This window comes from Thalassospira sp. TSL5-1 (genome assembly GCF_001907695.1).
Lineage (GTDB): Bacteria > Pseudomonadota > Alphaproteobacteria > Rhodospirillales > Thalassospiraceae > Thalassospira.
The window spans coordinates 1530770-1553051 of the sequence record NZ_KV880637.1; the positions used below are offsets into that span (position 1 = coordinate 1530770).

Consider the following 22282-nt stretch of genomic DNA (forward strand, 5'->3'; position numbering starts at 1 on the left):
AGGACGCCAAGCTAGCTTGGTGGGCGTGACGTTTCAATAAATTGTCTGCCGGTATTTGCAAACAGGTGATTTTAAACGATTGCCCCGTTATGGGTGATTAGCTGCTGCCGGGCGACTGCCGTCTAAGCCGTTCCAGATGTTCAATACGGTCGCGCACGCGGTCCGGGCTGCGGCGGCCGACACCTTCGAGCAGTGTTTCCAGAAGCGCCATGCTGGCAGCCGCACTATCCCATGTCGTGCCGGTTTCGATTCTGACCGGGAAAACATGGCGGGCAAAACGGGCAATGGGACTGAGCCATTGATCGGTCAGCAAAATAATTCGCGCGCCCTGATTGGCCGCCGTTTCGGCAAAGGCAATCACATCGGCCTGATAACGCCGCACATCAAAAACCAGCAAAACATCTCGCTTGCCGATATCAAGCAGATCTTCGGTCCATTTGGTATTTTGCCCCGCCACCCGGCGGACATTGGGCCGCATGGAACGCAGATGTTCATAGGTATAAACCGCAAGGGCCGAGGAAAAGCGCCCGCCCAGGACATAAACGCCGCGTTTTTGATCTGCCAACAGGCTAACCGCCCCTTCAAGTTCCGTTGGGGCAATGTTGGAAAGCGACAGGCGGATATTGGAGGTGATGGCATCGGTCATATGATGCAGTAATTCGCCCATTGGATGTGCACTCGCCGCAATTGCTGCGCGGGGCAGGGCGCTGCGTGCCAGGGGGGATTGCAGGCGTGCTTCCAGCTCCCCACGCAGGCGTGACTGCATTTCCGGATAGCTTTCAAACCCCAGCTTTCCTGCGAAGCGCAGCACAGTCGGCGCTGAAACACCACACCGCTCAGCAAAATTTGCCACCGTTTCCAGGCCTGCCATCGGATAATGCCCCAGCAGTGCCTGGGCCAGTTTACGCTCCGACGTGGTGAGGTCCTCAGCCTTTTGCGATATCAGTTCGGCCACAGTGGGCGGTGTGGTTTTGTTCTTGGCGTCCAAATCGGTTTCTCGTGCTTTGCTGTGGAAAAGGCAGTGATGCGCAGGGCAATGGGTGGCGGGACGCCTCTCATAGTCGATTTTGCCCAATTTGTCATATCACCTTGGATTTCAGTGTAATGAATTTTACATCAACTAACAATCTTGTCATTCATGCTAGCGTGATGTAACGTCTATTACAAAGAGGCAAAAATGCCTTGTGCCACCAAAGGTGGTGAAGCCGAAAAATGACTGCCCCGACTGGCAGTTTATCGTTCTGGGAGGCGACAACACGTAACGTCCGTTGTTTCGACACTTCAGGGAGTGACGTCATATGGATAATTGCCCGCAATTTAAAAAGCGTTTTGCGCATCGTGCTCTGACTTGGGCCTTGGCCCGGGATATGCCGATGGCTGGCATTGTGCGGCCTTTTTGCATGTGATGGACAAACCTGGTGCAGGCACTGCCCAGGTCGTGCTGTGTCGGAAAAAATATTGGTAATTCAAGCCAATAGGCGGACTTGATCCGTAGGTTCGGCAAATCAGGCAAGCGGGTTATTTCGACTGTCTGGAAGGTCAGGATATCGGGGGATGGGATAGAAAAAATGCCTGATGTGATCAAAGCCTATATCCGGTGGGTGGATCGGATAAATTATGTGATCGGGCGGTTCGCGATGTATATGATTTTCGCGATACTGGCGGTTCTTTTATATTCGTCTTTTACCAAAACTTTTATGTATCCGGCCCTTTGGACGCTGGAAACGGCTCAATTTTTGATGGTGGCCTATTTTCTTTTAGGTGGTGGCTATTCCATGCAGCTGGACAGCCATGTGCGTATGGACCTGTTTTATGGCTCCTGGAAGCCCAAAACCCAGGCCATCGTTGATGCCTTCACAATTTTGCTGCTGATTTTTTATCTCGCCTTTTTGCTGTATGGCGGCATTTCCTCGACGACATATGCCATCGAATATAATGAAACCAGCTATTCAAGCTGGTCGCCGCCAATGGCACCCATCAAGATCGTCATGACATTTGGCGTGTTTTTGATGCTGTTGCAGTCGATTGCGACTTTCTTTCGGGATGTTGCCCGTATTCGCGGGGAGGTCCTGTAATGAGCTATGAAATGATCGCATTGTTGATGTTTGCATCAATGATGCTGCTGTTGCTGACCGGGAAGCGCGTATTTGGTGCCATCGGGGTGGTTGCCGTTGTCTTTTCGCTGGCCCTGTGGGGCGATGGCGGGTCTGAAATGGCCTTTAGCGCGGCCATGAAGCTGATGAAATGGTATCCGCTGCTGACCCTGCCTTTGTTCATTTATATGGGCTATATGCTTTCGGAATCCGGCATTGCCGATGATTTGTATCGCATGTTCCATGTTTGGATGGGGCCGGTGCGCGGCGGGCTTGCCATTGGTACCATTGTGCTGATGGTGGCGATTTCTGCCATGAATGGCCTCAGTGTGGCCGGGATGGCGATTGGGGCGAGCATTGCCATGCCTGAATTGCTGCGCCGTGGTTACGACAAGATCATGGTGACAGGCGTGATCCAGGCGGGCAGTTCGCTGGGTATTTTGGTGCCACCCAGCGTGGTTTTGGTGCTGTATGGCATGATTGCGCGCCAGCCTGTCGGGCAGCTTTGGCTGGCAGGGGTGTTTCCCGGCCTGATGATGGCGGGCCTGTTTGTGCTGTATATCGCGGTGCGCTGCTGGTTAAAGCCCGATATGGGACCGGCCCTTACCCGCGAAGAACGCGCCGCCGTGACATGGTCGGAAAAGATCAGTTTGCTCAGGGCCGGTTTGATCCCGCTTTTCATTTTCTTTTCCATGACGGGCCTGTTTTTGATGGGCTATACCTCGCTTGTCGAAAGCTCGGCTGTGGGGGCATTGGCGGCAACGCTGGCTGCAATTTTCAAGCGGCGCTTAACCGCGCACGTTATGGAAGAAACCCTGCGCAAAACTCTGTCCATTACCTGCATGTTCATGTGGATCATTCTGGCCGCCCTGTGTTTTGGCGCGGTGTTTGATGGGCTGGGGGCTGTCCGTGCAATCGAGAATTTCTTTGTCGATCAAATGGGGTGGGGGCCGTGGCAGATCCTGATCCTGATGCAGGTTTCCTTCATTGTCATGGGCATGTTCCTGGATGATACGGCGATGTTGGTGATTGTCGCGCCGCTTTATGTGCCGCTGGTTGGTCATCTGGGTTTTGATCTGGTGTGGTATGGCGTTCTTTATACCATCACCTGCCAGATAGCGTATATGACGCCGCCTTTTGGCTACAACCTGTTTTTGATGCGGGCGATGGCCCCACCGGAAGTCACGCTGAAAGATATTTATCAATCGATTACGCCGTTTGTGTTGATCATGGTGTTGGCCCTGGTCCTGGTAATGGTGTTTCCGCAAATCGCGCTTTGGCTGCCCGGTGTCCAATATGGGCACTAGGGCGTGTGATGAGTAAATGACCTGCCTTTGGCCCAGTTGTGTTTGAAGGCAGGTCCAATAACCAGAAACCATTCGAGGATTCGATACACGAGAAACGGAGAGGGGAGGTTTCGCTGCACTGGCGAACCGGAAATTGCGGGAAAACCCCGCCAGTTTACTGATCAGGGAGATAAAAATGACTTCGAGACGCGAATTTTTTCGTAAAGCAGGTCTGGCAACGGCGGCGGCAGGAACAACCGCCTTTGCCGCCCCCTATGTCAAAGCGGCAAATGCCAAAATTACCTGGCGTTTGCAAACCTATGCCGGGCCGGCCCTGGCGGAACATGTGATCAAACCGTCGATTGACCGGTTCAATAAGATTGCCAATGGTGAAATGGAAATCGAGCTTTATCACGCCGATCAACTGGTGCCGACGGGCGAGCTTTTTCGTGCCATGCAGCGCGGCACGATTGATGCCGTGCAATCCGATGATGACTCGATTGCTGCCCCGGTCGATGTGTCGGTTTTTGGTGGTTATTTCCCCTTTGCCTCGCGCTATAGCCTGGATGTGCCAACCCTGTTTTACGAATATGGCCTCGATAAAATCTGGGAGGAGGCTTACGGCGAAGTTGAAGGAGTGAAGTGGCTTTCTGCAGGCTCCTGGGACCCGTGCAACTTTGCCACCGTGGACCCGATCAAAAGCCTGGCGGATTTGAAAGGCAAACGCATTTTCACCTTCCCGACGGCGGGCAAGTTCCTCTCGCGCTTTGGCGTAGTGCCAGTCACATTGCCTTGGGAAGATGTGGAAGTTGCCGTTCAAACCGGCGAGCTTGACGGCATTGCCTGGTCCGGCATTACCGAGGATTACACGGTGGGTTGGGCCGATGTGACCAATTATTTCCTGACCAACAATATCTCCGGGGCGTGGTGCGGGTCCTATTTTGCCAATGAAGAACGCTGGAACGAATTGCCCGACCATTTAAAAGAGCTGTTCCGCGCCTGCATGGACAGTTCTCATTATCATCGCCTGTATTGGTACTGGGCCGGGGAAGCCAAATTGCGCACCCAGGGCACCAAAATGAAACTGACCTCGATCCCCGAGGCAGAATGGAAACAGGTTGAAGCCGAAGCACATAAATTCTGGGATGAAATTGCCCAGACCAGCCCGCGCTGTGCCAAGGTGGTCGAGATCCTCAAGCAATATTCTGAAACGATGGAAAAGGCAGGCCCGCCCTACCGTTATAGCTGATCGTGTCAGGATAAATGGGGCAGGCATTGCGGTGCTGTGTGATGCCTGCCTGTTTCTTGCGGTATCGTGCTTAACGATACCGATTTTATGACAATATCGATACCACTGTTCGGCGATGGATAAAGATCGAACGGATATAAAACGAAAAAGCGTTCTTGAAAAAAAGACGATCAAACAGGAGGCCGCCGATGGAGGCGAAACAGGTTAAGACGGCAGAAGATGCCCGCAAGCTGATAGAGGAACGCCAAATTCGCTATGTGAAGGTTGGCGTCTTTGATGTTGATGGCATCATGCGTGGCAAATACATGCACAAGGATAAGTTCCTTTCTGCCCTTGATGGCGGCTTTGGCTTTTGCGATGTGGTGCTGGGCTGGGATTCCAACGACCAGCTCTATGACAGCGCAAAATTTACTGGCTGGCATACGGCCTATCCTGATGCCCCAGTGCGCCTGTTGCCCGATACCTGCCGCGAATTGCCGATGGAGGAAGATACCGTCCTGTTTTTGGGCGAGTTTGAGGGGGAAGCGGAAAATGTGTGCCCGCGCGCGGTTTTGCGCCGGGTGCTGAATAAAGTGGCCGATATGGGCTACCGCGCCACGGCGGCCTGTGAGTTTGAGTTTTTCCTGTTCGAGGAAACGCCGCATTCAGTGCGGGAAAAAGGCTATCGCGACCTGAAAAACATTACCCCCGGCTTTTATGGTTATTCGATGCTACGCAGTTCGGTGCATGCCGAATTTTACCGTGATCTGCTTGATCTGGGCGAGGCAATGGATTTTCCGATTGAGGGTCTGCATACCGAAACCGGGCCGGGCGTGCTTGAAGCCGCCATCGCCCATGATGATGCCCTGCGTGCCGCCGACAAGGCCGCCCTTTTTAAAACCTTTACCAAGGTATTGGCGCAACGGTCTGACTGGATGGCGACCTTTATGGCCAAATGGTCGCCAGATTGGCCGGGGCAGTCCGGGCATATGCACACGTCCTTGTTTGATATCGAAACCGGCAAGTCGGTGTTTTTTGACGAAGGCAAAGACCATAATATGTCCGATCAAATGCGCTGGTTTGTCGGCGGGCAGCAAAAACTGATGCCGGAATTGCTGTCGATGGTGGCCTGCACGGTAAACAGCTATTCGCGTTTGATCCCCGGTTTTTGGGCACCCACCCATGCCACTTGGGGTGTTGAAAACCGCACCACGGCATTGCGCGTTATTCCCGGCAGCAGCAAAAGCCAGCGGGTCGAATATCGCATCGCGGCGGCGGATATTAATCCCTATATCGCATTGGCAGCCTGCATCGGCTCTGGCCTGTGGGGCATTGAAAACAAAATTGAACCCACCGCACCCGTCACGGGCAATGCTTACGAGCAGGAGTTTCCTGCCGAGCTTACAATTCCTGCAACGCTTTATGAGGCAGCAGGGCGGTTGCGAAAATCTGATGCGGCCAATAGCCTGTTTGGTGAAAAATTTGTCGAGCATTATGCCCAGTCCCGCGAATGGGAAGAACGCGAATTTCGCAAGGCGATTACCGATTGGGAAATGCAACGCTATTTCGAGATTATCTGATCATAATATCAAATATATCAAAATATTGCAGGTGGATTTGCATGTAAAATATGATGTTGATCTGCCCGTTATAGACCCTACCGTCACCCTGTGAGGAAGCATGTCTGAAGTTTTGAAAACCGTCTCGCCTGTTGATGGATCTGTTTATGTTGAACGGCCATTGGCCTCGGCGGCAGAGATTGACGTAGCCCTTGATAAGGCCCGTGATGCCCAAAAGGCTTGGCGCGCCGTACCGATTGAGCAGCGCCAGGAAATTTTGCGCAAGGCAGTTTCGGCCTTTATTGCCAAAAAAGACGAGATCGCCGCAGAAATAAGCTGGCAAATGGGCCGGCCGATTTCGCAGGCCGGTGGCGAGGTTGGCGGTTTTGAAGAACGCGCAACCTATATGATTGATGTCGCACCCGAAGCCCTGGGTGATTTTAACCCCGGTGAGAAGGCCGGTTTTAATCGCTTTATCCGCCGCGAGGCATTGGGTGTTGTCGCCATTATTGCGCCGTGGAATTTTCCGTATTTGACGGCGGTAAATGGTGTAATACCGGCCCTGATGGCGGGCAATGCTGTTGTTTTGAAACATTCCCATCAAACCCCGTTATGTGCCGAACGCTTTGCCGAGGCCTTTGTGGCTGCTGGCCTGCCAGCGGGCGTGTTTCAGCGTTTGCATCTAAGCCATGCCGATGCGGAAAAACTGATGGGCGACCGGCGGGTGGATTTTGTCAATTTCACCGGGTCTGTTCCCGGGGGGCATGCGGTGCAGCGTGCGGTGGCGAGCAAGTTTATTGCCACCGGGCTGGAACTGGGCGGGAAGGACCCGGCCTATATCCGCGCGGATGTGAACCTGGCCCATGCGGTTGAAAACGTTATTGACGGTGCGTTTTTCAACAGTGGTCAGTCTTGCTGCGGGATTGAACGCATTTATGTGCATGAAAGCCAGTATGACGCCTTTGTTGAGCAGGCGGCAGCCTTGGTCGGTCAATATCGTTTGGGCAGCCCGATAGACCCGGAAACCAATTTGGGGCCGATGGTACGTGCCAGTTCGGCCGAATTTGTGCGTGGGCAAATTGCCGATGCGATTGCCAGTGGGGCCACGGCCCTGATTGACCCGGCCCAATTTGCCGCCAATGCCGAAGGCACGCCGTATCTTGCCCCGCAAATATTGATCAATGTTGATCATTCGATGCGGGTGATGAGCGAGGAGAGCTTTGGCCCGGTCGTGGGCATTATGAAGGTTTCATCGGATGAAGAAGCCATTCGCCTGATGAATGACAGTGAATTTGGCCTGACGGCATCGATCTGGACATCAGACGAGGAAGCCGCCCTTGCCATTGGTGATCAGCTTGAAACCGGCACGGTTTTCATGAACCGGGCGGATTATCTGGACCCGGCATTGGCCTGGGTCGGGGTTAAAAATTCCGGTCGGGGCTGCACGCTCTCGAAGATCGGTTATGAAAGCCTGACCCGGCCCAAAAGTTTTCATTTACGGACAAAAATTTAACCAACGGTGCTGTGCATCAAAGGAAATGATGATGAGCAAAACGATTACCGGAAACTGGAATTACCCGACCCCCGTGCGCTTTGGCCCCGGGCGGATTGCGGAATTGGCCGATGCCTGCAAGGCGTTGGGGATGACGCGACCCTTGCTGATTACCGACGAAGGCCTGAAAGACCTGCCAATGGTGCGTGATGCCATTGCCGCCAATGCGGAGGCAGGGTTGCCAACCGGCCTTTTTGCCGGGGTAAAGGGCAATCCGGTGGGCAAAAATGTTGATGATGGCCTGGCGGTTTATCGCGAAGGCGGGCATGACGGGGTTATTGCCTTTGGCGGGGGCTCCGGCCTGGATGCGGCAAAGGCCGTTGCCCTGATGGCCGGGCAAACCCGCCCGATGTGGGACTTTGAAGATGTAGGTGATAACTGGACCCGCGCCGATCCCAACGGGATCGCCCCGATTGTCGCCGTGCCAACAACATCGGGGACGGGCTCCGAGGTTGGCCGCGCCAGCGTCATTACCAACGAGGAAACCCACGAAAAGAAAATCATCTTTCACCCTAAGATGTTGCCGGGAATTGTTATTTCTGATCCTGAACTGACTGTGGGGCTGCCCGCCCATGTGACGGCAGCCACCGGGGTGGATGCGTTTGTGCATTGTTTCGAGGCATTTTGCGCCCCCGGTTATCATCCGATGGCCGATGGTATTGCCCTGGAAGGAATGCGCCTGATTGCCGAAGCCCTGCCGCGTGCCTATGACGATGGCAGCGACATCGAGGCCCGTGCCGATATGCTGGCGGCGGCCTCGATGGGCGCGACAGCCTTTCAAAAGGGGCTGGGGGGTGTACATGCACTGGCCCATCCGATTGGTGCCATTTTTGATACCCATCACGGGCTGACCAACGCGATTTTGCTGCCTTATGTGATGCGGGCCAACCGCAAGGCGATTGACGAAAAAATGGTAACACTGGGCCGGGTGCTGAATATCTCCGCCCCTGGTTTTGAAAGCATGTTTGACTGGGTACTGGGGTTCCGCTCCCGTCTTGGGATTGCCAATACTCTGGCTGATATCGGGGTTGATGTTGCGCGTGCCGAGGAAGTGGCAACCAAGGCAAAGGCCGACCCGTCGGACGGGGGGAATCCGATTGATCTTTCTGTTTCGGATTATGCGGCAATTTATCGCCGTGCCTGTGCCGGTGAACTGGGCTGATCACTGCTGGATAACATGATTTCGGGATCGGGGATTAAGGGCGATGACATTAAAAATTCTGGTCGTTGATGGTAATTTAACCAGTGTAAACCAGCTTAATCAGTCGTTGGGTGGTTCGCCGTCTGGCGAGGGTTATGTTGCGGCCCTTAAATTCCTTGATCCCGATATTGATGCCACCATTATTCATCCTGCCGATGACGGACCGGATTGCCTGCCCGATGGATATGCGCTTACGGATTTTGATGGCATTGCCTGGACGGGCTCTGCCTTAAATGCCTATGCGGATGAACTCGCTGTAACCAACCAGATCTCGCTAGCCAGGGCCTGTGTTGAATCCGGTGTACCGGTGTTTGGCAGTTGCTGGGGGATGCAAATTGTCGCCCAGGCAATGGGCGGTGCGGTAAAGGCCTGTGACAAGGGCCGGGAAATTGGTATTGGCCGCGAGATTTTAATCAATGATGCGGGCAGGGCGCACCCGTTATTCAAGGGGCGAGGCCCGTGTTTTAGCGCCATGACCGTGCATATGGATGAAGTTTCCAGTGTGCCGGTAGGGGCGGTGATTTTGGCGGGCAATCGCCATTCGGTCATTCAGGCCTTTGTTCTTGAAACTGACCGCTACCGTTTTTGGGGCGTGCAATATCACCCGGAATATTCCCTTGCCGAACTGGCTGCGATTTTCCGCCGCTATGGACAACGTTTGATTGATGCCGGTTTGTTCCATGACCAGCAGGCCCTTGAGGCGATGGCCGATGACTGGTTCACGCTGCATAATGATACCAGCCGCCATGACCTTGCCTGGAAATATGGCATTGGAGAGGATGTGTTAAATCCATCCTCCCGCCTGACGGACCTTTCAAACTGGCTTGCTGATCAGGTGCGGCCTTTTGCGGCTGCGAGAAGCTAGAACTTCAAGGGCATCAGCAATGGTTAAATGGCGTGTTTTACCGCCTGTTTTGACCGGTCTTTCACGGTTTGCACATTTAAATCCCACACGGTTGTGCCGTGGGTTTCGGCCGTCAGGCTTGCCAGGGCCAAGCCTTGTGCAATGGCGGCGTCAAAATCGCCGGGCTGGGAAGCGGCGGCGGCACTAAAACCGGCAAAAAACGCATCGCCTGCACCATTGGCATCCACAAGGCGGGTGGGCACAGGCGGCCAGAAAGCGGCTTCACCGCGATGAAGGCTTATAATACCCTGTGCACCCAGTGTGATGATGACAGACGGAGCCCCTTTTGCGTGCAGGGCACGGGCGGCATGAAGCGCATCCTCTTTTGAGGAAACCTGTAATCCGGTCAGGACTTCGCTTTCAATCCGGTTGGCAATCAACAGATCGATGTCGCCAATGATGTCTTTCCAGCGTTCGGCCTTGGAGGGCGAGACGGTCGCGGCATAAAGCGGGATAGCCCCCTTGTTGCTGCTTAACCAGCGCAGGGTTTCGGTGGGCAGGTTGGCATCGGCAATCCACATATTCCATTTTTTCAGCTGTGGCAGCTGTTCTTCAAAATAGTCAACCGTCAGGCAGTCATAGGTTTGCGCATCCATCAGGCCAAGGGCCAGGTCGCCATCGGTATTGAGGATGGCGGTGTAACCCGGCGTGTGCTGGCCGGGCAATCGATCCAGCAAGCGGGTATCAATGCCAATTTCCGACAGGGCCTGCACAATTTGCGCACCGTCGCCATCGCGCCCTACTGCCGTTGCCATACCTACATGACAGCCCAGAAGACGCAAATGCACCGCAATATTGCGCCCGACACCCCCGGGTTTGCGATGCAGTGTTTTTACCGGGTTTGATGCGGCGGGAACAAACGGGTTCAGGCATTGCATGGTGCGGTCAAAATGGGCGGCACCCAGGCACAGAATATTGGCAGGCAAAGACATGAAAAATAACTTTTAACCGGGTTGCATATATTTGGGCAGGAAGTGTTTTTCTACCCTGTAAGATTGATAATCCCCGGATCATATACAGGCAAGGAAAAGCGATAATGATGTCGGCCCGCCGGCAGAAAAACGGGGCGGTCCGATATTGACCACCCCGTAAAGAGCCCTGTAGACGGTTTGAAACGTGCCGGAATTTTACTTTATATTGATCCGATTGCTGGTTGCCGGGGTCATGGGCGAATGGGCATTGATGAATTCGGCAACGGCCTGTTCAAGGTTGGGACCATAGTCATAGGCATCAACGGCATTGTCGCGGAACAGAACATAGCCATCGCCACCGCGCCGCATAAAATCGTTCGAGACAAGGCCATAGAGTTTGTCATCCTGAATGGGGGCGTAAGCACCATTTTCCATGACCATGACATTTGAAACCCGTGAACCGGGTTCTGCAGCCAGATCAAGATCGAATTTCAAACCGGCGACCTGCGGAAACTGTCCTTTGCCATCGGCAACGGCGGACACACCGTGTTCCAGCGATGCAACCACGTCCTTGCCCGATAGTTTAAAGGTTGCCAGCGTGTTCTGGAAGGGAAGGACGGTCATGACTTCGCCCATATCCACCTTGCCGGCATCAATGCTGGCGCGGATGCCGCCGCCGTTTTGAATGGCGATTTGATAACCGTCACCCGCCTTGGACAGCATGGCATCGGCGACCAGGTTCCCCATCGAACATTCCTGTGCGCGGCAAATCTCGCGTGCGCCCTCGGCCGGGGCGGTAAATTCGCCCACCAGCTGATTGCGAATGGCATCAACTGGGCCCCGTTTGGCATCAATCGCTGCCAGAACATTAGGATCCTGTTTAACATTGCTATCCAGTGCAATGGGATCACCCTGCCATTTTACCGGCACACCATCGTCGTTGAAGGTGACAGTCAAATCACCAAGATAGCGGCTATAGGCATAGGCCTGAACGATCAGGACCGGGTCGCCATTGGGGCTGTGTTCGACAACCGGGTAGGGGTAGGCGGCATTTTTGGCACTGTTGGAAAACAGCAAATGGTCATGCCCGCCGACAATAACGTCGATCCCGTCAACACGTTTGGCGATCTCGAAATCGCGATAGGACCCATCATGGCCCAGCACAATGATTTTGTTGATCCCGTCAAGCCGCAGCTTGGCAACGGCAATGCGCAAGGCTTCTTCCGATTTCATGAAGGTCAGATCGGGACCAACGGAACTGACTTCCGGGGTTTCTTCGGTGGTCAGGCCAATAACGCCGATTTTTTCGCCGCCCACTTCTAGAATTGTATAGGGCTTTATTTTGTCGTGCAGGGGGGAAGCCGCGCCTGCGACAATGTTGCTGGAAACGATCGGCACTTTGCTGTTTTCGATAAACCGGGCCAGGTTTTTGGGGCCGTCATCAAATTCATGATTGCCAATGGTCATGGCATCATAGCCAGCCATGCCCATTAACTCTGCGGTCAAGTCGCCTTTATAGGTTGTGTAAAACAGCGACCCCTGAAACTGGTCGCCGGCATCAAGCACCACCACATTGCCACCTTGCGCGCGTGCATCGTGGATGGCGGTTGTCAATCGGGCATATCCGCCAAAGCATTTGCCTTCGGCCTCACCCTTGGCATCGCAGGTATTGTTGTATTTCGTAACCGATTCGACGCGGTCGTGAACGTCATTGGTGTGTAAAATGCGCAGTTGATAATCAGCAAAAGCGGGTGCGCCCCCAAGGGCCAGCATCGAACAGGCTGTCAGCAGACCCAACGTCATCCGTTTCATGTTGTATGCTCCGGTCACAATGCGAAAACGCGTTTCAAGTAAAGTTCTGTTTAAAATGCGTATCGTAAACAACCCCCGATGGATGTCGACTGAAACTATCATGACGATTAAACGGAGATCGTTTTTTAACGCGGGATGCAGCCCCCTGACTGACGGCCTTTGAAAGGGAGTGTCACCAGATTGTGAAGACGGCGGGTTTGCCGGATCGGAGTAGGGAATCGGGTTGAAAACGGATACTTTCCACCCCTGGATATTGCTATTGTTGGCAGGTTTTGAGACGTGAAAACGGTGTGGTACCGGGTAATTTTCTTGAATTTTTCCAAGAGCGTCGGTACATGGGCGAATGTAAGGGAAAACACTGAAAGGGCAGGGTAAAGCGGCTGTGATCGGGGGGTGTTTTTGACCAAATGGACAGCTTTTATACCCGATAATGTTCCTCGCCTATTTACACAGGACCATATTTTGTAGTTACCATATGGTGTCTGTATCCGGTTTAATCGGGGAAAGGCGCACATTACCCGGATAAACCAATAAGGAACGGGCATTGTTTTTCGATGAGGGAGTTCCGCCGTCTCGGGTGCTGGCGGGATATAAAATAAGAGAACCAAGCAACAGAAGGGCATCGGAATGAAAAAGCTTCTGACCACAATGGTCGCGGCTGTCGCGTGCTATGCTACGGTGGCGTCGGCTGCCGAAATCAAGCCGGCAGTTGTCTATGATCTGGGCGGCAAATTTGACCGTTCTTTTAACCAGAGCGCCCATACGGGTGCTGAAAAATACAAAGAAGATACCGGCACGGCGTATCGCGATTTTGAAATCCAGAACGATTCCCAGCGTGAACAGGCCATGCGCAACTTTGCGCGCCGTGGCATGAACCCGATTGTCGTGATCGGTTTCTCGCAGGCCAGTGCTCTTGAAAAAGTTGCTGCCGAATTCCCTGATACCGATTTTGCCATTGTTGACTCGGTTGTTGATCTGCCGAATGTTCAGTCCATTCTGTTCAAGGAACAGGAAGGCTCGTTCCTGGTCGGGATCCTGGCGGCTATGGCCTCGAAGACCCACAAGGTTGGTTTTATCGGTGGGATGGATATTCCGCTGATTCACAAGTTTTCCTGCGGTTATACCGAAGGCGTTAAACATGCCGACCCCAACACCGAAGTCCTTGTGAACATGACAGGCACCACGGGTGCCGCCTGGAATGACCCGGTAAAGGGTGGCGAATTGGCAAAATCGCAGTTCGATCGTGGTGTTGATGTTGTTTATCATGCGGCTGGCGGCACTGGTGTGGGTGTTTTGCAGGCCGCTGCCGATGCGGGCAAGCTGGGTATTGGTGTGGATTCCAACCAGAACGCTCTGCATCCGGGTTCGGTTTTGACATCGATGCTCAAGCGTGTGGACGTTGCCGTTTATCAGGCATTTGAAGATGCCGCCAATGGCAAATGGCATTCGGGCACGACGGTTCTTGGCCTCAAGGATGGCGGTGTTGACTGGGCGCTTGATGAAAACAACGAGAAGCTGATCACCGACGACATGAAAGCTGCCGTTGCCAAGGCAAAAGAAGAAATCATCGATGGCTCGCTGAAGGTTCATGATTACATGACTGACAGCGCCTGCCCGATGTAAGCGATCTGACAATCGGGGATTAGACGTGTCAGATACGATGCACGCAGCGCACGGTACCGGGGCAACCGGTGCCGTGCCGCCCGCCATTGAACTGCGCGGTATTGATAAGCGGTTCGGGGCGGTTCACGCCAATAATTCAATTGATTTGAAAGTAGAAAAAGGCACGATTCACGGCATTGTCGGTGAAAACGGTGCCGGCAAATCAACATTGATGAGCATCCTTTACGGCTTCTATCAGGCCGATGCGGGAACCATCCATGTTGACGGGAAGCTTTGCGACATTAAGGGTTCTGAAGACGCCATTGCCGTTGGCATCGGTATGGTGCACCAGCATTTCATGCTGGTTGAAACTTTTAGTGTTTTGGAAAACGTGATTTTGGGTGTGGAAGGCGGGGCGGTCCTGCGTGAAGGGGTGGACAAGGCCCGAGAGGAACTGCGCCGACTGGAACGCGAATACTCCCTGGATATCGACCCCGATGCTATTGTTGGCGAATTGTCGGTCGGGTTGCAGCAACGCGTTGAAATTCTAAAGGCCCTGTATCGCGGGGCCGAAATTCTGATCCTTGATGAACCAACCGGTGTGTTGACACCACAGGAAGCCGACCATCTGTTTCGCATTCTTGAAACCCTGAAGCAGCAAGGCAAAACGGTGGTTTTGATCACGCATAAACTGCGTGAAATCATGGCGGCAACCGACAATGTTTCGGTGATGCGTCAGGGGGAAATGGTGGCCCATCGCCATACTGCCGAGACCAGCCCGCAAGAACTTTCTGAATTAATGGTGGGACGTAAGGTCTTGCTGCGCCTGGAAAAAGGTGAAGCCAACCCGCGCGATACCATTTTGCAAGTTGAAAACCTGTGTGTTGATACCAGCACCGGGGTGCGCAAGGTCAAAAATGCCAGCTTTCATGTTCGTGCCGGTGAAATTGTCGGCATTGCCGGGGTTTCGGGCAACGGGCAAAGCGAACTGCTAGAGGCACTGGGCGGCATTCGTTCCGTTAGCGAAGGTCAGGTGATTTTGAACGGGCAGGACGTCACACCGGGCCGTGGTGTTGGCCCTGCTGAATTGCGCCAGCGTGGCGTTGCCCATGTGCCCGAAGACCGCCATCGCATGGCGATGGTCACCGCCTTTTCTGCCGAGGAAGCCGCCATTCTGGGGTATCAGGATGACAAGGCCTATCAAAGGGGGCCGTTGCTTGATTGGAGCAAGATTGCCGATGCCACCCGGCATATGATGGAGGAATTTGATGTTCGTCCGGCGGACCCGCATTTGAAGGCCGCCAATTTTTCTGGCGGGAACCAGCAGAAACTGGTGCTGGCGCGTGAAATGATGCGTGACCCGGACCTGTTGCTGGTCGGGCAGCCAACGCGTGGTGTGGATATTGGCGCGATTGAATTTATTCACAAACGCATTGTCGCCATGCGTGATGCTGGCAAGGCGGTTTTGCTGGTATCGGTCGAGCTTGACGAAATCATGTCGCTGTCGGACCGGATTTTGGTGATGTGCGATGGCTATATCATTGGCGAGGTCAATGCCGCAGATGCAAATGAACGGGTTTTGGGCCTGATGATGGCGGGTGTTGACCCGGAACAGGCCGAAGCGGAGGCCGGGAAATGAGTGATACCATCCAACTTCCGCGCTGGATTGATGTTGGCGTTTTGCCGCTGATGAATTTGATGCTGGCCTTTTTGATTTCCGGGCTGGTGGTTATGGCGATTGGCGAAGACCCCAGCGAAGTTGTCCGCATCATGCTGTATGGTGCGTTCGGCTATGAGGAGGCGGTGGGCTATACGCTGTATTACACCACCAACTTCATCTTTACCGGCCTTGCCTTTGCCGTGGCTTTTCATGCCGGGCTGTTCAATATCGGTGTTGAAGGGCAGGCCTATATTGGTGGTCTGGGTGTGACTTTGGCCGCCCTTTATCTGAACTGGTTGCCTTTTCCGGTAATGCTGGTGGTCAGCATTTTGGCCGCAGCCATTTTCGGGGCGGCCTGGGCCTATATTCCGGCTTATTTGCAGGCGCGGCGCGGGTCGCATGTGGTGATTACCACCATTATGTTTAACTTTATAGCCTCGTCGCTGATGGTTTATCTGCTGGTGAATGTCTTGCGCCCGCAAGGCTCCATGACGCCGGAAAGTGCCGCGATCGATGAGAACCTGACCCTGCCTTACATTCACAATATGGCCGCCTGGTTTGGCATTGATATGGCCAGCAGCCCGCTGAACTTTTCCTTTGTTTATGCGATTGCCTGTTGTGTGCTGGTGTGGCTGTTTATCTGGCATACGCGCTGGGGCTATGCCATTCGTACCGTGGGGGCGAATGCGGCTGCCGCGACCTTCGCCGGGATTGAACCGGGCCGGTATATCATTCTCGCCATGATGATTTCGGGCGGGCTTGGCGGCTTCATGGCTCTTAACGAAGTCATGGGGGTACAGCATCGTTTGCTGATCGACTTTACCGCCGGTTATGGTTTTGTCGGTATTGCGGTGGCGCTGATGGGGCGTAACCACCCGTTTGGCATTTTTCTGTCGGCCCTTTTGTTTGGCATGCTCTATCAGGGCGGGGCGGAGCTTTCATTTGAAATTCCGACCATCACCAATGACATGGTTGTGGTTATTCAGGGTCTGGTCATTTTGTGCACCGGTGCGCTTGAACATATGTTCCGCCCGCGAGTGACACGGATTTATACGGCCTGGCGTCTTCGCCAGCGTGCACAGGAGGCTGCATAATGGATAATTTCCAAATGGTCGTCCTGTTGCTTGATGCAACGATGCGGACATCAACCCCCCTGATCCTTGCGGCCCTTGCGGGCATGTTTTCCGAGCGGGCCGGGACGATCAACCTGGCCCTGGAAGGTATGATGCTGGGCGGGGCCTTTTCGGCGGCCTGTGTGGCCTATTATACTGACAGTCACTGGCTGGGCCTTGGTGCCGCGGTCCTGACGACAATGGCTTTGTCATTGCTGCATGGTTTTGCCTGTATCACCCATAAGGGCAACCAGGTTGTGTCGGGCATGGCGATCAATATTTTGATGTCAGGCCTTACCGCCCTTGTCGGGATTGCCCTGTTTGCACAGGGCGGTAAAACTCCCGCCCTGGACCACGAGGCACGGTTTCAACCCATCACCCTGCCGGGGGCCGACGCGGTTGCCAATGTACCGATATTGGGGTCGTTATATTCCGAACTGTTAAGTGGGCACAATATTCTGGTTTATGTGGCGTTTCTGGCGGTTCCGGCATCCTGGTGGGTGTTGTATCGCACCCGTTTTGGTCTGCGGTTGCGGGCCGTGGGCGAAAATCCGGGGGCCGTGGATACGGCAGGCATCAGTGTGGTGGCGATGCGGTATCGCTCGGTGCTGTGCAGTGGTTTTCTGGTGGGCATTTCCGGGGCGTATTTGTCAACCGCGCAAGGGGCGTCGTTTTTGTCTGATATGACGGCGGGCAAGGGTTATATTGCGCTGGCTGCGATGGTCTTTGGCAAGTGGCGCCCGTTTCCGGCCATGTTTGCCTGTATTCTGTTCGGGTTCCTGGATGCAGCGGCAACGCGGTTGCAGGGGGTTTCCGTGCCTGGTATTGGCGAAGTCCCGGTTCAGCTTGTGCAGGCCTTGCCTTACATTCTGACGGTTATTTTGCTGGCGGGCTTTATTGGCCGTGCTGTTGCCCCCAAATCGCTGGGCCGTCCTTATGTCAAGGAACGTTGATTTTTGATTTCGTCGGGTTAAGCCCTGTCTGGATGTTCGATGACTGATCATAGTACTGCTTCTAGCGCCGATGCGATGGCAAATCGCATGGCCCCCGCTGATCTGGTGGCGGCGGCTCAGGCGGCGCGCAAAAATGCCTATGCCCCTTATTCCAACTTTTTGGTCGGGGCGGCTTTGCGCACCGACAATGGGGCCATCATTGCGGGCTGCAATGTTGAAAATGCCGCTTATCCCGAAGGGGTTTGTGCCGAAGGCGGTGCCATTTCGGCAATGGTGTTGGCAGGTGAACGCAAGATCATGGAAATTGTGGTGGTGGGCAGCGGTGATGTTGCCTGCACCCCGTGTGGCGGGTGCCGTCAGAAAATCCGGGAATTTAGCGGACCGGATGCCACAATTTACATCATCAGCGAAGCGGGAAAAACCCTGCTGACCCTAAGCCGTGAAGAGTTGATCCCGCATTCTTTTGGACCGGAGAACTTGTCATGAGCCATGTTCAAGCTGCACTCGCCATTATCGAGCAAAAGGCACCCGCATTCAAAGCGGATGTTGCCCTTGTCCTGGGAAGTGGTCTGGGGGGTGTTGTTGATGCGGTAAGCGAAGCCATTCATATCAGCTATGCCGATTTACCCGGCTTTCCCAAGCCGACTGTTGAAGGGCATGGCGGCAAGCTGGTGTTGGGGCGTATTGGTGCGGTTTCGGTGGCCGTTATGCAGGGACGTGCACATTATTACGAACATGGCCGTTCAGACCTGATGGCGGAACCGCTTGAGGTACTGCGCAAATTGGGGGCGGGTCAGTTGATTTTGACCAACGCCGCCGGTTCGCTTTTGTCGGAGGCGACACCGGGAAATTTGATGCTGATTACCGACCATATCAGCCTGTTTGGCCCCAATCCTTTGATCGGCTATCACGGTGCGGATCGTTTCGTGGATATGAATGTGCCCTATGACCCGGAAATTGGTGCAGGATTGCATCACACGGCAGCCGAGCTTGGCATTCCCCTGTTTGAGGGGACTTATGCCTGGTGTACGGGCCCCAGCTTTGAAACCCCGGCGGAAATCCGCGCGTTGCGGGTGATGGGCGCGGATGCGGTTGGCATGTCCACCGTGCCGGAAAATATCCTTGCGCGCCGTTTGGGTTTTCGGGTTGCAGCTGTGTCAAACATTACCAACCTTGCCGCTGGCATGAGCAAAACCGCCCTGAGCCATGAACAGACCCTGGAAATGGCCAAAGAGGGATCGGCAAACCTGATACGTATTTTGCTGCGTTATTTCGCCCAGGCAAGATAACGCGATTATCCAATTCATCTATAATCGGGCGGGCTGTATGGATATGTCCGTCCGGATTTTTAACCATCTGCCGAGCAGGGGAACAATATGCTGCCGCAGGAAATTATTCGCCGTAAACGTGAAGGCGAAGTTTTAAGCGAAGAAGAAATTGCCTTTTTTGTCAAAGGTATTGCCGACCTTTCTGTCACCGAGGGGCAGGTTGCGGCCTTTGCGATGGCGGTGTTTTTCCAGGGCATGAGCATGGATGAACGCGCCGCACTAACCCGCAATATGCGCGATTCCGGCACGGTGCTGGACTGGAAAAAGCTGGGGCTGGAAAACGGCCCGGTCGTGGACAAGCACTCTACCGGCGGTGTGGGCGACAAGGTTAGCCTGATGCTGGGGCCGATTGTGGCGGCATGCGGCGCGTTTGTACCCATGATTTCCGGGCGGGGCCTTGGCCATACCGGCGGTACGCTGGACAAATTTGATTCCATTCCCGGTTATCGTACCGCACCTGACCTTGCCGAATTTGCCAAAGTTACCCGCGAGGTTGGCTGCGCCATTATCGGCCAGACGGCGGATTTGGCCCCGGCGGATAAACGGTTTTATGGTATTCGCGATGTAACGGCGACGGTTGAATCCATTCCGCTGATTACCGCTTCGATCCTGTCGAAAAAGCTGGCGGCGGGGCTGGATGCACTGGTGATGGATGTCAAATTTGGCTCCGGTGCGTTCATGAATGAATATGACCGTGCCCGCGAACTGGCACAAAGCATTGCCGAGGTCGCAACCCGTAATGGTGTGCCCACCACGGCGCTGTTGACCGATATGGACCAGGTTTTGGGCGAGACCGTGGGGAACGCCCTGGAAATGAAAGAGGCGGTCGATTTTCTGACCGGCAAAAATCAGGAACAGCGGGTTTATGATGTGACCCTGGCGCTGGCAGCCGAAATGCTGGCATTGACCGACATTGCCGATGACGTGGCCGATGGTTTGCAAAAAGCTTCGGCGGCGCTGACATCGGGCCGTGCGGCCGAGGTATTTTCGCGTATGGTATCAGGCCTTGGTGGACCTGCCGATTTTGTTGAAAATATCGACAAATATCAGGAGGCCGCGCCCAAGGTTGCAGAAATTAGTGCCGAAAAAACCGGGCGGGTATTGTCGATGGATGCCCGCAAGGTTGGCTTGGCGCTGGTGGCCCTTAAAGGCGGTAGAACCCGTGCCGATCAGGAAATTGATCATGCGGTTGGCTTTACCGATTTTGTTCATGTGGGGCAAACGGTTTCGGCAGCATCTCCGCTTTGCATTGCCCATGTGCGTGATGACGCGCAATTGCAGCTTGCCGGGAAAATGTTGCGCGAAGCCATTGTCATTGGCGATGGCGATATTGCACAAACCGGGACGGATGCCGCTGTGCGAGAACGTATCGTCGCGCGCCGCAATGGTGACTAACGCTTTGTTTTTGCGGCTTTAAAGATAAAGACCCGGACTGTGACTGGTCCGGGTCTTTTTGTTTGTTTGATAAAGTTGTGTCCTTCAGGCGGCATCGGCCTTGATCAGTTCGGCAGCTTTTTCTGCAATCATGATGGTTGGGGAATTTGTATTGCCCGAAACAATGGTCGGCATGATGGAGGCATCGGCAATGCGAAGGCCGGCAATGCCATTAAATTTCAGGGCAGGGGAGACAACGGCATCCGGGTCTGTTCCCATGCGACAGGTGCCAACCGGGTGGAAGATGGTTGTGCCAATGTCACCGGCGGCCTTTGCCAGATCGTCGTCGGTTTCATAAGATGGTCCCGGCTTGAATTCCTGCGGATTATAGGGTTGCAGGGCCTTTTGCCCCACAATCTGTCGTGTTTGGCGAATGGCATCAATCGCAACCTGGCGGTCGCTTTCGGCCGACAGGTAATTGGGTGCAATGGCGGGCTGGGTTTTATAATCCGGGTTGGTTAGATGGATTGACCCCCGGCTTTCCGGCCTAAGGTTACAGACACTGGCGGTAAAGGCAGGGAAGGGATGCACGGAATCACCAAATTTTTCCAGTGATAGGGGCTGCACATGATATTGCAGATTGGGCATATCGTAGGCCGCTGATGATTTGGTGAACATGCCCAACTGGCTGGGGGCCATCGACATGGGACCGGACTGGTTAAACAGATATTCCAGTGCAATGGCCGCCTTGCCAAACAGGGAATTGGCCTGTTCGTTCAGGGTTTTGATGTTCGAGACCTTGAAAGCACAGCGCAGTTGTAAATGATCCTGCAGGTTTTCCCCGACCGAACGGTTTTCATGAACCACATCAATCCCGGCCTTTTGTAGCACATCACCCCGGCCAATGCCCGAAAGTTCCAGAATATGCGGAGATCCAACCGACCCGGCCGATAAAATGACCTCGCGGCGTGCGCGCACCGTGCGGATGCTGCCGTAATGATTAAATTCCACCCCAACAGCACGGCCATTTTCAATGATCAGACGGCGCACCTGGGCGTGGGGCTGGATTTTGAGGTTGGCCCGGTTTTGTGCCGGGCGCAAAAAGGCCTTGGAAGTATTCCAGCGAATACCCCGGCGCTGATTGACCTTGAAATAGCTGGAACCTTCGTTATTGCCGCGGTTGAAATCGTCCACCTTGGGGAAGCCGGCCTGTTCGGCCGCATTTTGGAAGGCATCGAGAATATCCCAGTGCAGGCGGGCTTCTTCAACGCGCCATTCACCGCCCGAACCGTGCAATTCATCCGCACCCTTGTAATAATCCTCGGACTTTTTAAAGAGCGGTAAGACGTCATCCCAGCCCCAGCCCATACAGCCGGATTGACGCCACTGGTCATAATCGGTGGCCTGGCCGCGCATATAAATCATGCCATTGATAGAGGAACAGCCGCCCAGAACCTTGCCGCGCGGATAGGAAAGGGAGCGCCCGTTTAGCCCGGGTTCATTGACGGTTTTAAAGCACCAGTCAACCCGGGGATTGCCAATGCAATAAAGGTAGCCCACCGGGATATGGATCCAAGGGTAACGATCCTTGCCACCGGCTTCAAGCAGGATGGTTGTGGCATTGTCAATTTCAGACAGGCGGTTGGCGAGCGTACAGCCCGCCGACCCTGCACCAACAATGATGTAGTCAAAAGTTTCGTCAGTCAT

18 protein-coding genes are annotated in these 22282 nt (G+C 54.2%); 14 read left to right on the top strand and 4 right to left on the bottom strand.

The features are described from left to right. Nucleotides 1-97: 97 nt before the first annotated feature. On the bottom strand, nt 98-988 hold the full coding sequence (locus LF95_RS07190) for a MurR/RpiR family transcriptional regulator (RefSeq protein WP_168173668.1): 891 nt from the start codon (nt 986-988) through the stop codon (nt 98-100). 580 nt (nt 989-1568) lie between these two features. Here LF95_RS07190 and LF95_RS07195 point away from each other — a divergent pair. The 7 genes from LF95_RS07195 (at nt 1569) to LF95_RS07225 (ending at nt 9784) form a co-directional block, all read left to right on the top strand. Next, on the top strand, nt 1569-2075 hold the full coding sequence (locus LF95_RS07195; protein ID WP_073954306.1) for a TRAP transporter small permease subunit: 507 nt from the start codon (nt 1569-1571) through the stop codon (nt 2073-2075). After that, nucleotides 2075-3400 (top strand): TRAP transporter large permease, encoded by a 1326-nt coding sequence (locus tag LF95_RS07200; RefSeq protein ID WP_073954307.1) that lies wholly within the window; start codon nt 2075-2077, stop codon nt 3398-3400. Before LF95_RS07195 ends, LF95_RS07200 begins: the two co-directional genes overlap by 1 nt. A gap of 175 nt (nt 3401-3575) precedes the next feature. Continuing rightward, nucleotides 3576-4628 carry a TRAP transporter substrate-binding protein gene (locus tag LF95_RS07205; RefSeq protein ID WP_073954308.1) on the top strand — a complete coding sequence of 351 codons (1053 nt, stop codon included), beginning with the start codon at nt 3576-3578 and terminating at the stop codon, nt 4626-4628. A 188-nt stretch (nt 4629-4816) separates the two neighbouring features. Then, the gene (locus LF95_RS07210) at nt 4817-6187 is read left to right on the top strand and encodes a glutamine synthetase family protein (RefSeq protein WP_073954309.1); all 1371 of its coding nucleotides are present in this window, start codon (nt 4817-4819) and stop codon (nt 6185-6187) included. A 100-nt stretch (nt 6188-6287) separates the two neighbouring features. Further along, complete coding sequence (locus LF95_RS07215) at nt 6288-7679, top strand: aldehyde dehydrogenase family protein (protein WP_073954310.1); 1392 nt, start codon at nt 6288-6290, stop codon at nt 7677-7679. A 31-nt stretch (nt 7680-7710) separates the two neighbouring features. Beyond that, on the top strand, nt 7711-8880 hold the full coding sequence (locus LF95_RS07220; RefSeq protein WP_073954311.1) for an iron-containing alcohol dehydrogenase: 1170 nt from the start codon (nt 7711-7713) through the stop codon (nt 8878-8880). 43 nt (nt 8881-8923) lie between these two features. Then, entirely contained in the window at nt 8924-9784 is an 861-nt protein-coding gene (locus LF95_RS07225) for a type 1 glutamine amidotransferase (RefSeq protein ID WP_073954312.1), read from the top strand. 23 nt (nt 9785-9807) lie between these two features. Here the strand turns inward: LF95_RS07225 and LF95_RS07230 are convergent, their stop codons facing one another. Together LF95_RS07230 and LF95_RS07235 are read right to left on the bottom strand one after the other, a co-directional pair. After that, nucleotides 9808-10755, bottom strand: coding sequence for a PfkB family carbohydrate kinase (locus LF95_RS07230; RefSeq protein WP_073954313.1), 948 nt, complete (start codon nt 10753-10755; stop codon nt 9808-9810). Nucleotides 10756-10950: 195 nt separating this feature from the next. Further along, nucleotides 10951-12546 carry a bifunctional metallophosphatase/5'-nucleotidase gene (locus LF95_RS07235; RefSeq protein WP_073954314.1) on the bottom strand — a complete coding sequence of 532 codons (1596 nt, stop codon included), beginning with the start codon at nt 12544-12546 and terminating at the stop codon, nt 10951-10953. Between the two features lie 627 nt (nt 12547-13173). On the opposite strand from LF95_RS07235, the gene LF95_RS07240 reads away from it, so the two are divergent. The 7 genes from LF95_RS07240 to deoA all read left to right on the top strand — a co-directional run bounded on the left by LF95_RS07240 (nt 13174) and on the right by deoA (nt 20596). Then, complete coding sequence (locus LF95_RS07240) at nt 13174-14169, top strand: BMP family lipoprotein (protein ID WP_073954315.1); 996 nt, start codon at nt 13174-13176, stop codon at nt 14167-14169. Between the two features lie 37 nt (nt 14170-14206). Continuing rightward, complete coding sequence (locus LF95_RS07245; RefSeq protein WP_073954316.1) at nt 14207-15787, top strand: ABC transporter ATP-binding protein; 1581 nt, start codon at nt 14207-14209, stop codon at nt 15785-15787. Continuing rightward, nucleotides 15784-16902: an ABC transporter permease gene (locus LF95_RS07250; RefSeq protein WP_073954317.1), complete on the top strand. Its 1119-nt coding sequence runs from the start codon at nt 15784-15786 to the stop codon at nt 16900-16902. The genes LF95_RS07245 and LF95_RS07250 overlap by 4 nt, the downstream gene beginning before the upstream one ends. Continuing rightward, nucleotides 16902-17873 carry an ABC transporter permease gene (locus LF95_RS07255; RefSeq protein ID WP_073954318.1) on the top strand — a complete coding sequence of 324 codons (972 nt, stop codon included), beginning with the start codon at nt 16902-16904 and terminating at the stop codon, nt 17871-17873. Before LF95_RS07250 ends, LF95_RS07255 begins: the two co-directional genes overlap by 1 nt. Before the next feature lie 75 nt (nt 17874-17948). After that, nucleotides 17949-18359: a cytidine deaminase gene (cdd, locus tag LF95_RS07260; RefSeq protein WP_371440818.1), complete on the top strand. Its 411-nt coding sequence runs from the start codon at nt 17949-17951 to the stop codon at nt 18357-18359. Continuing rightward, nucleotides 18356-19162: a purine-nucleoside phosphorylase gene (locus LF95_RS07265; RefSeq protein ID WP_073954319.1), complete on the top strand. Its 807-nt coding sequence runs from the start codon at nt 18356-18358 to the stop codon at nt 19160-19162. The genes cdd and LF95_RS07265 overlap by 4 nt, the downstream gene beginning before the upstream one ends. An 87-nt stretch (nt 19163-19249) precedes the next feature. After that, nucleotides 19250-20596, top strand: coding sequence for a thymidine phosphorylase (deoA, locus tag LF95_RS07270; RefSeq protein WP_073954320.1), 1347 nt, complete (start codon nt 19250-19252; stop codon nt 20594-20596). Between the two features lie 84 nt (nt 20597-20680). Here the strand turns inward: deoA and LF95_RS07275 are convergent, their stop codons facing one another. Further along, nucleotides 20681-22282: a GMC family oxidoreductase gene (locus LF95_RS07275; RefSeq protein WP_073954321.1), complete on the bottom strand. Its 1602-nt coding sequence runs from the start codon at nt 22280-22282 to the stop codon at nt 20681-20683.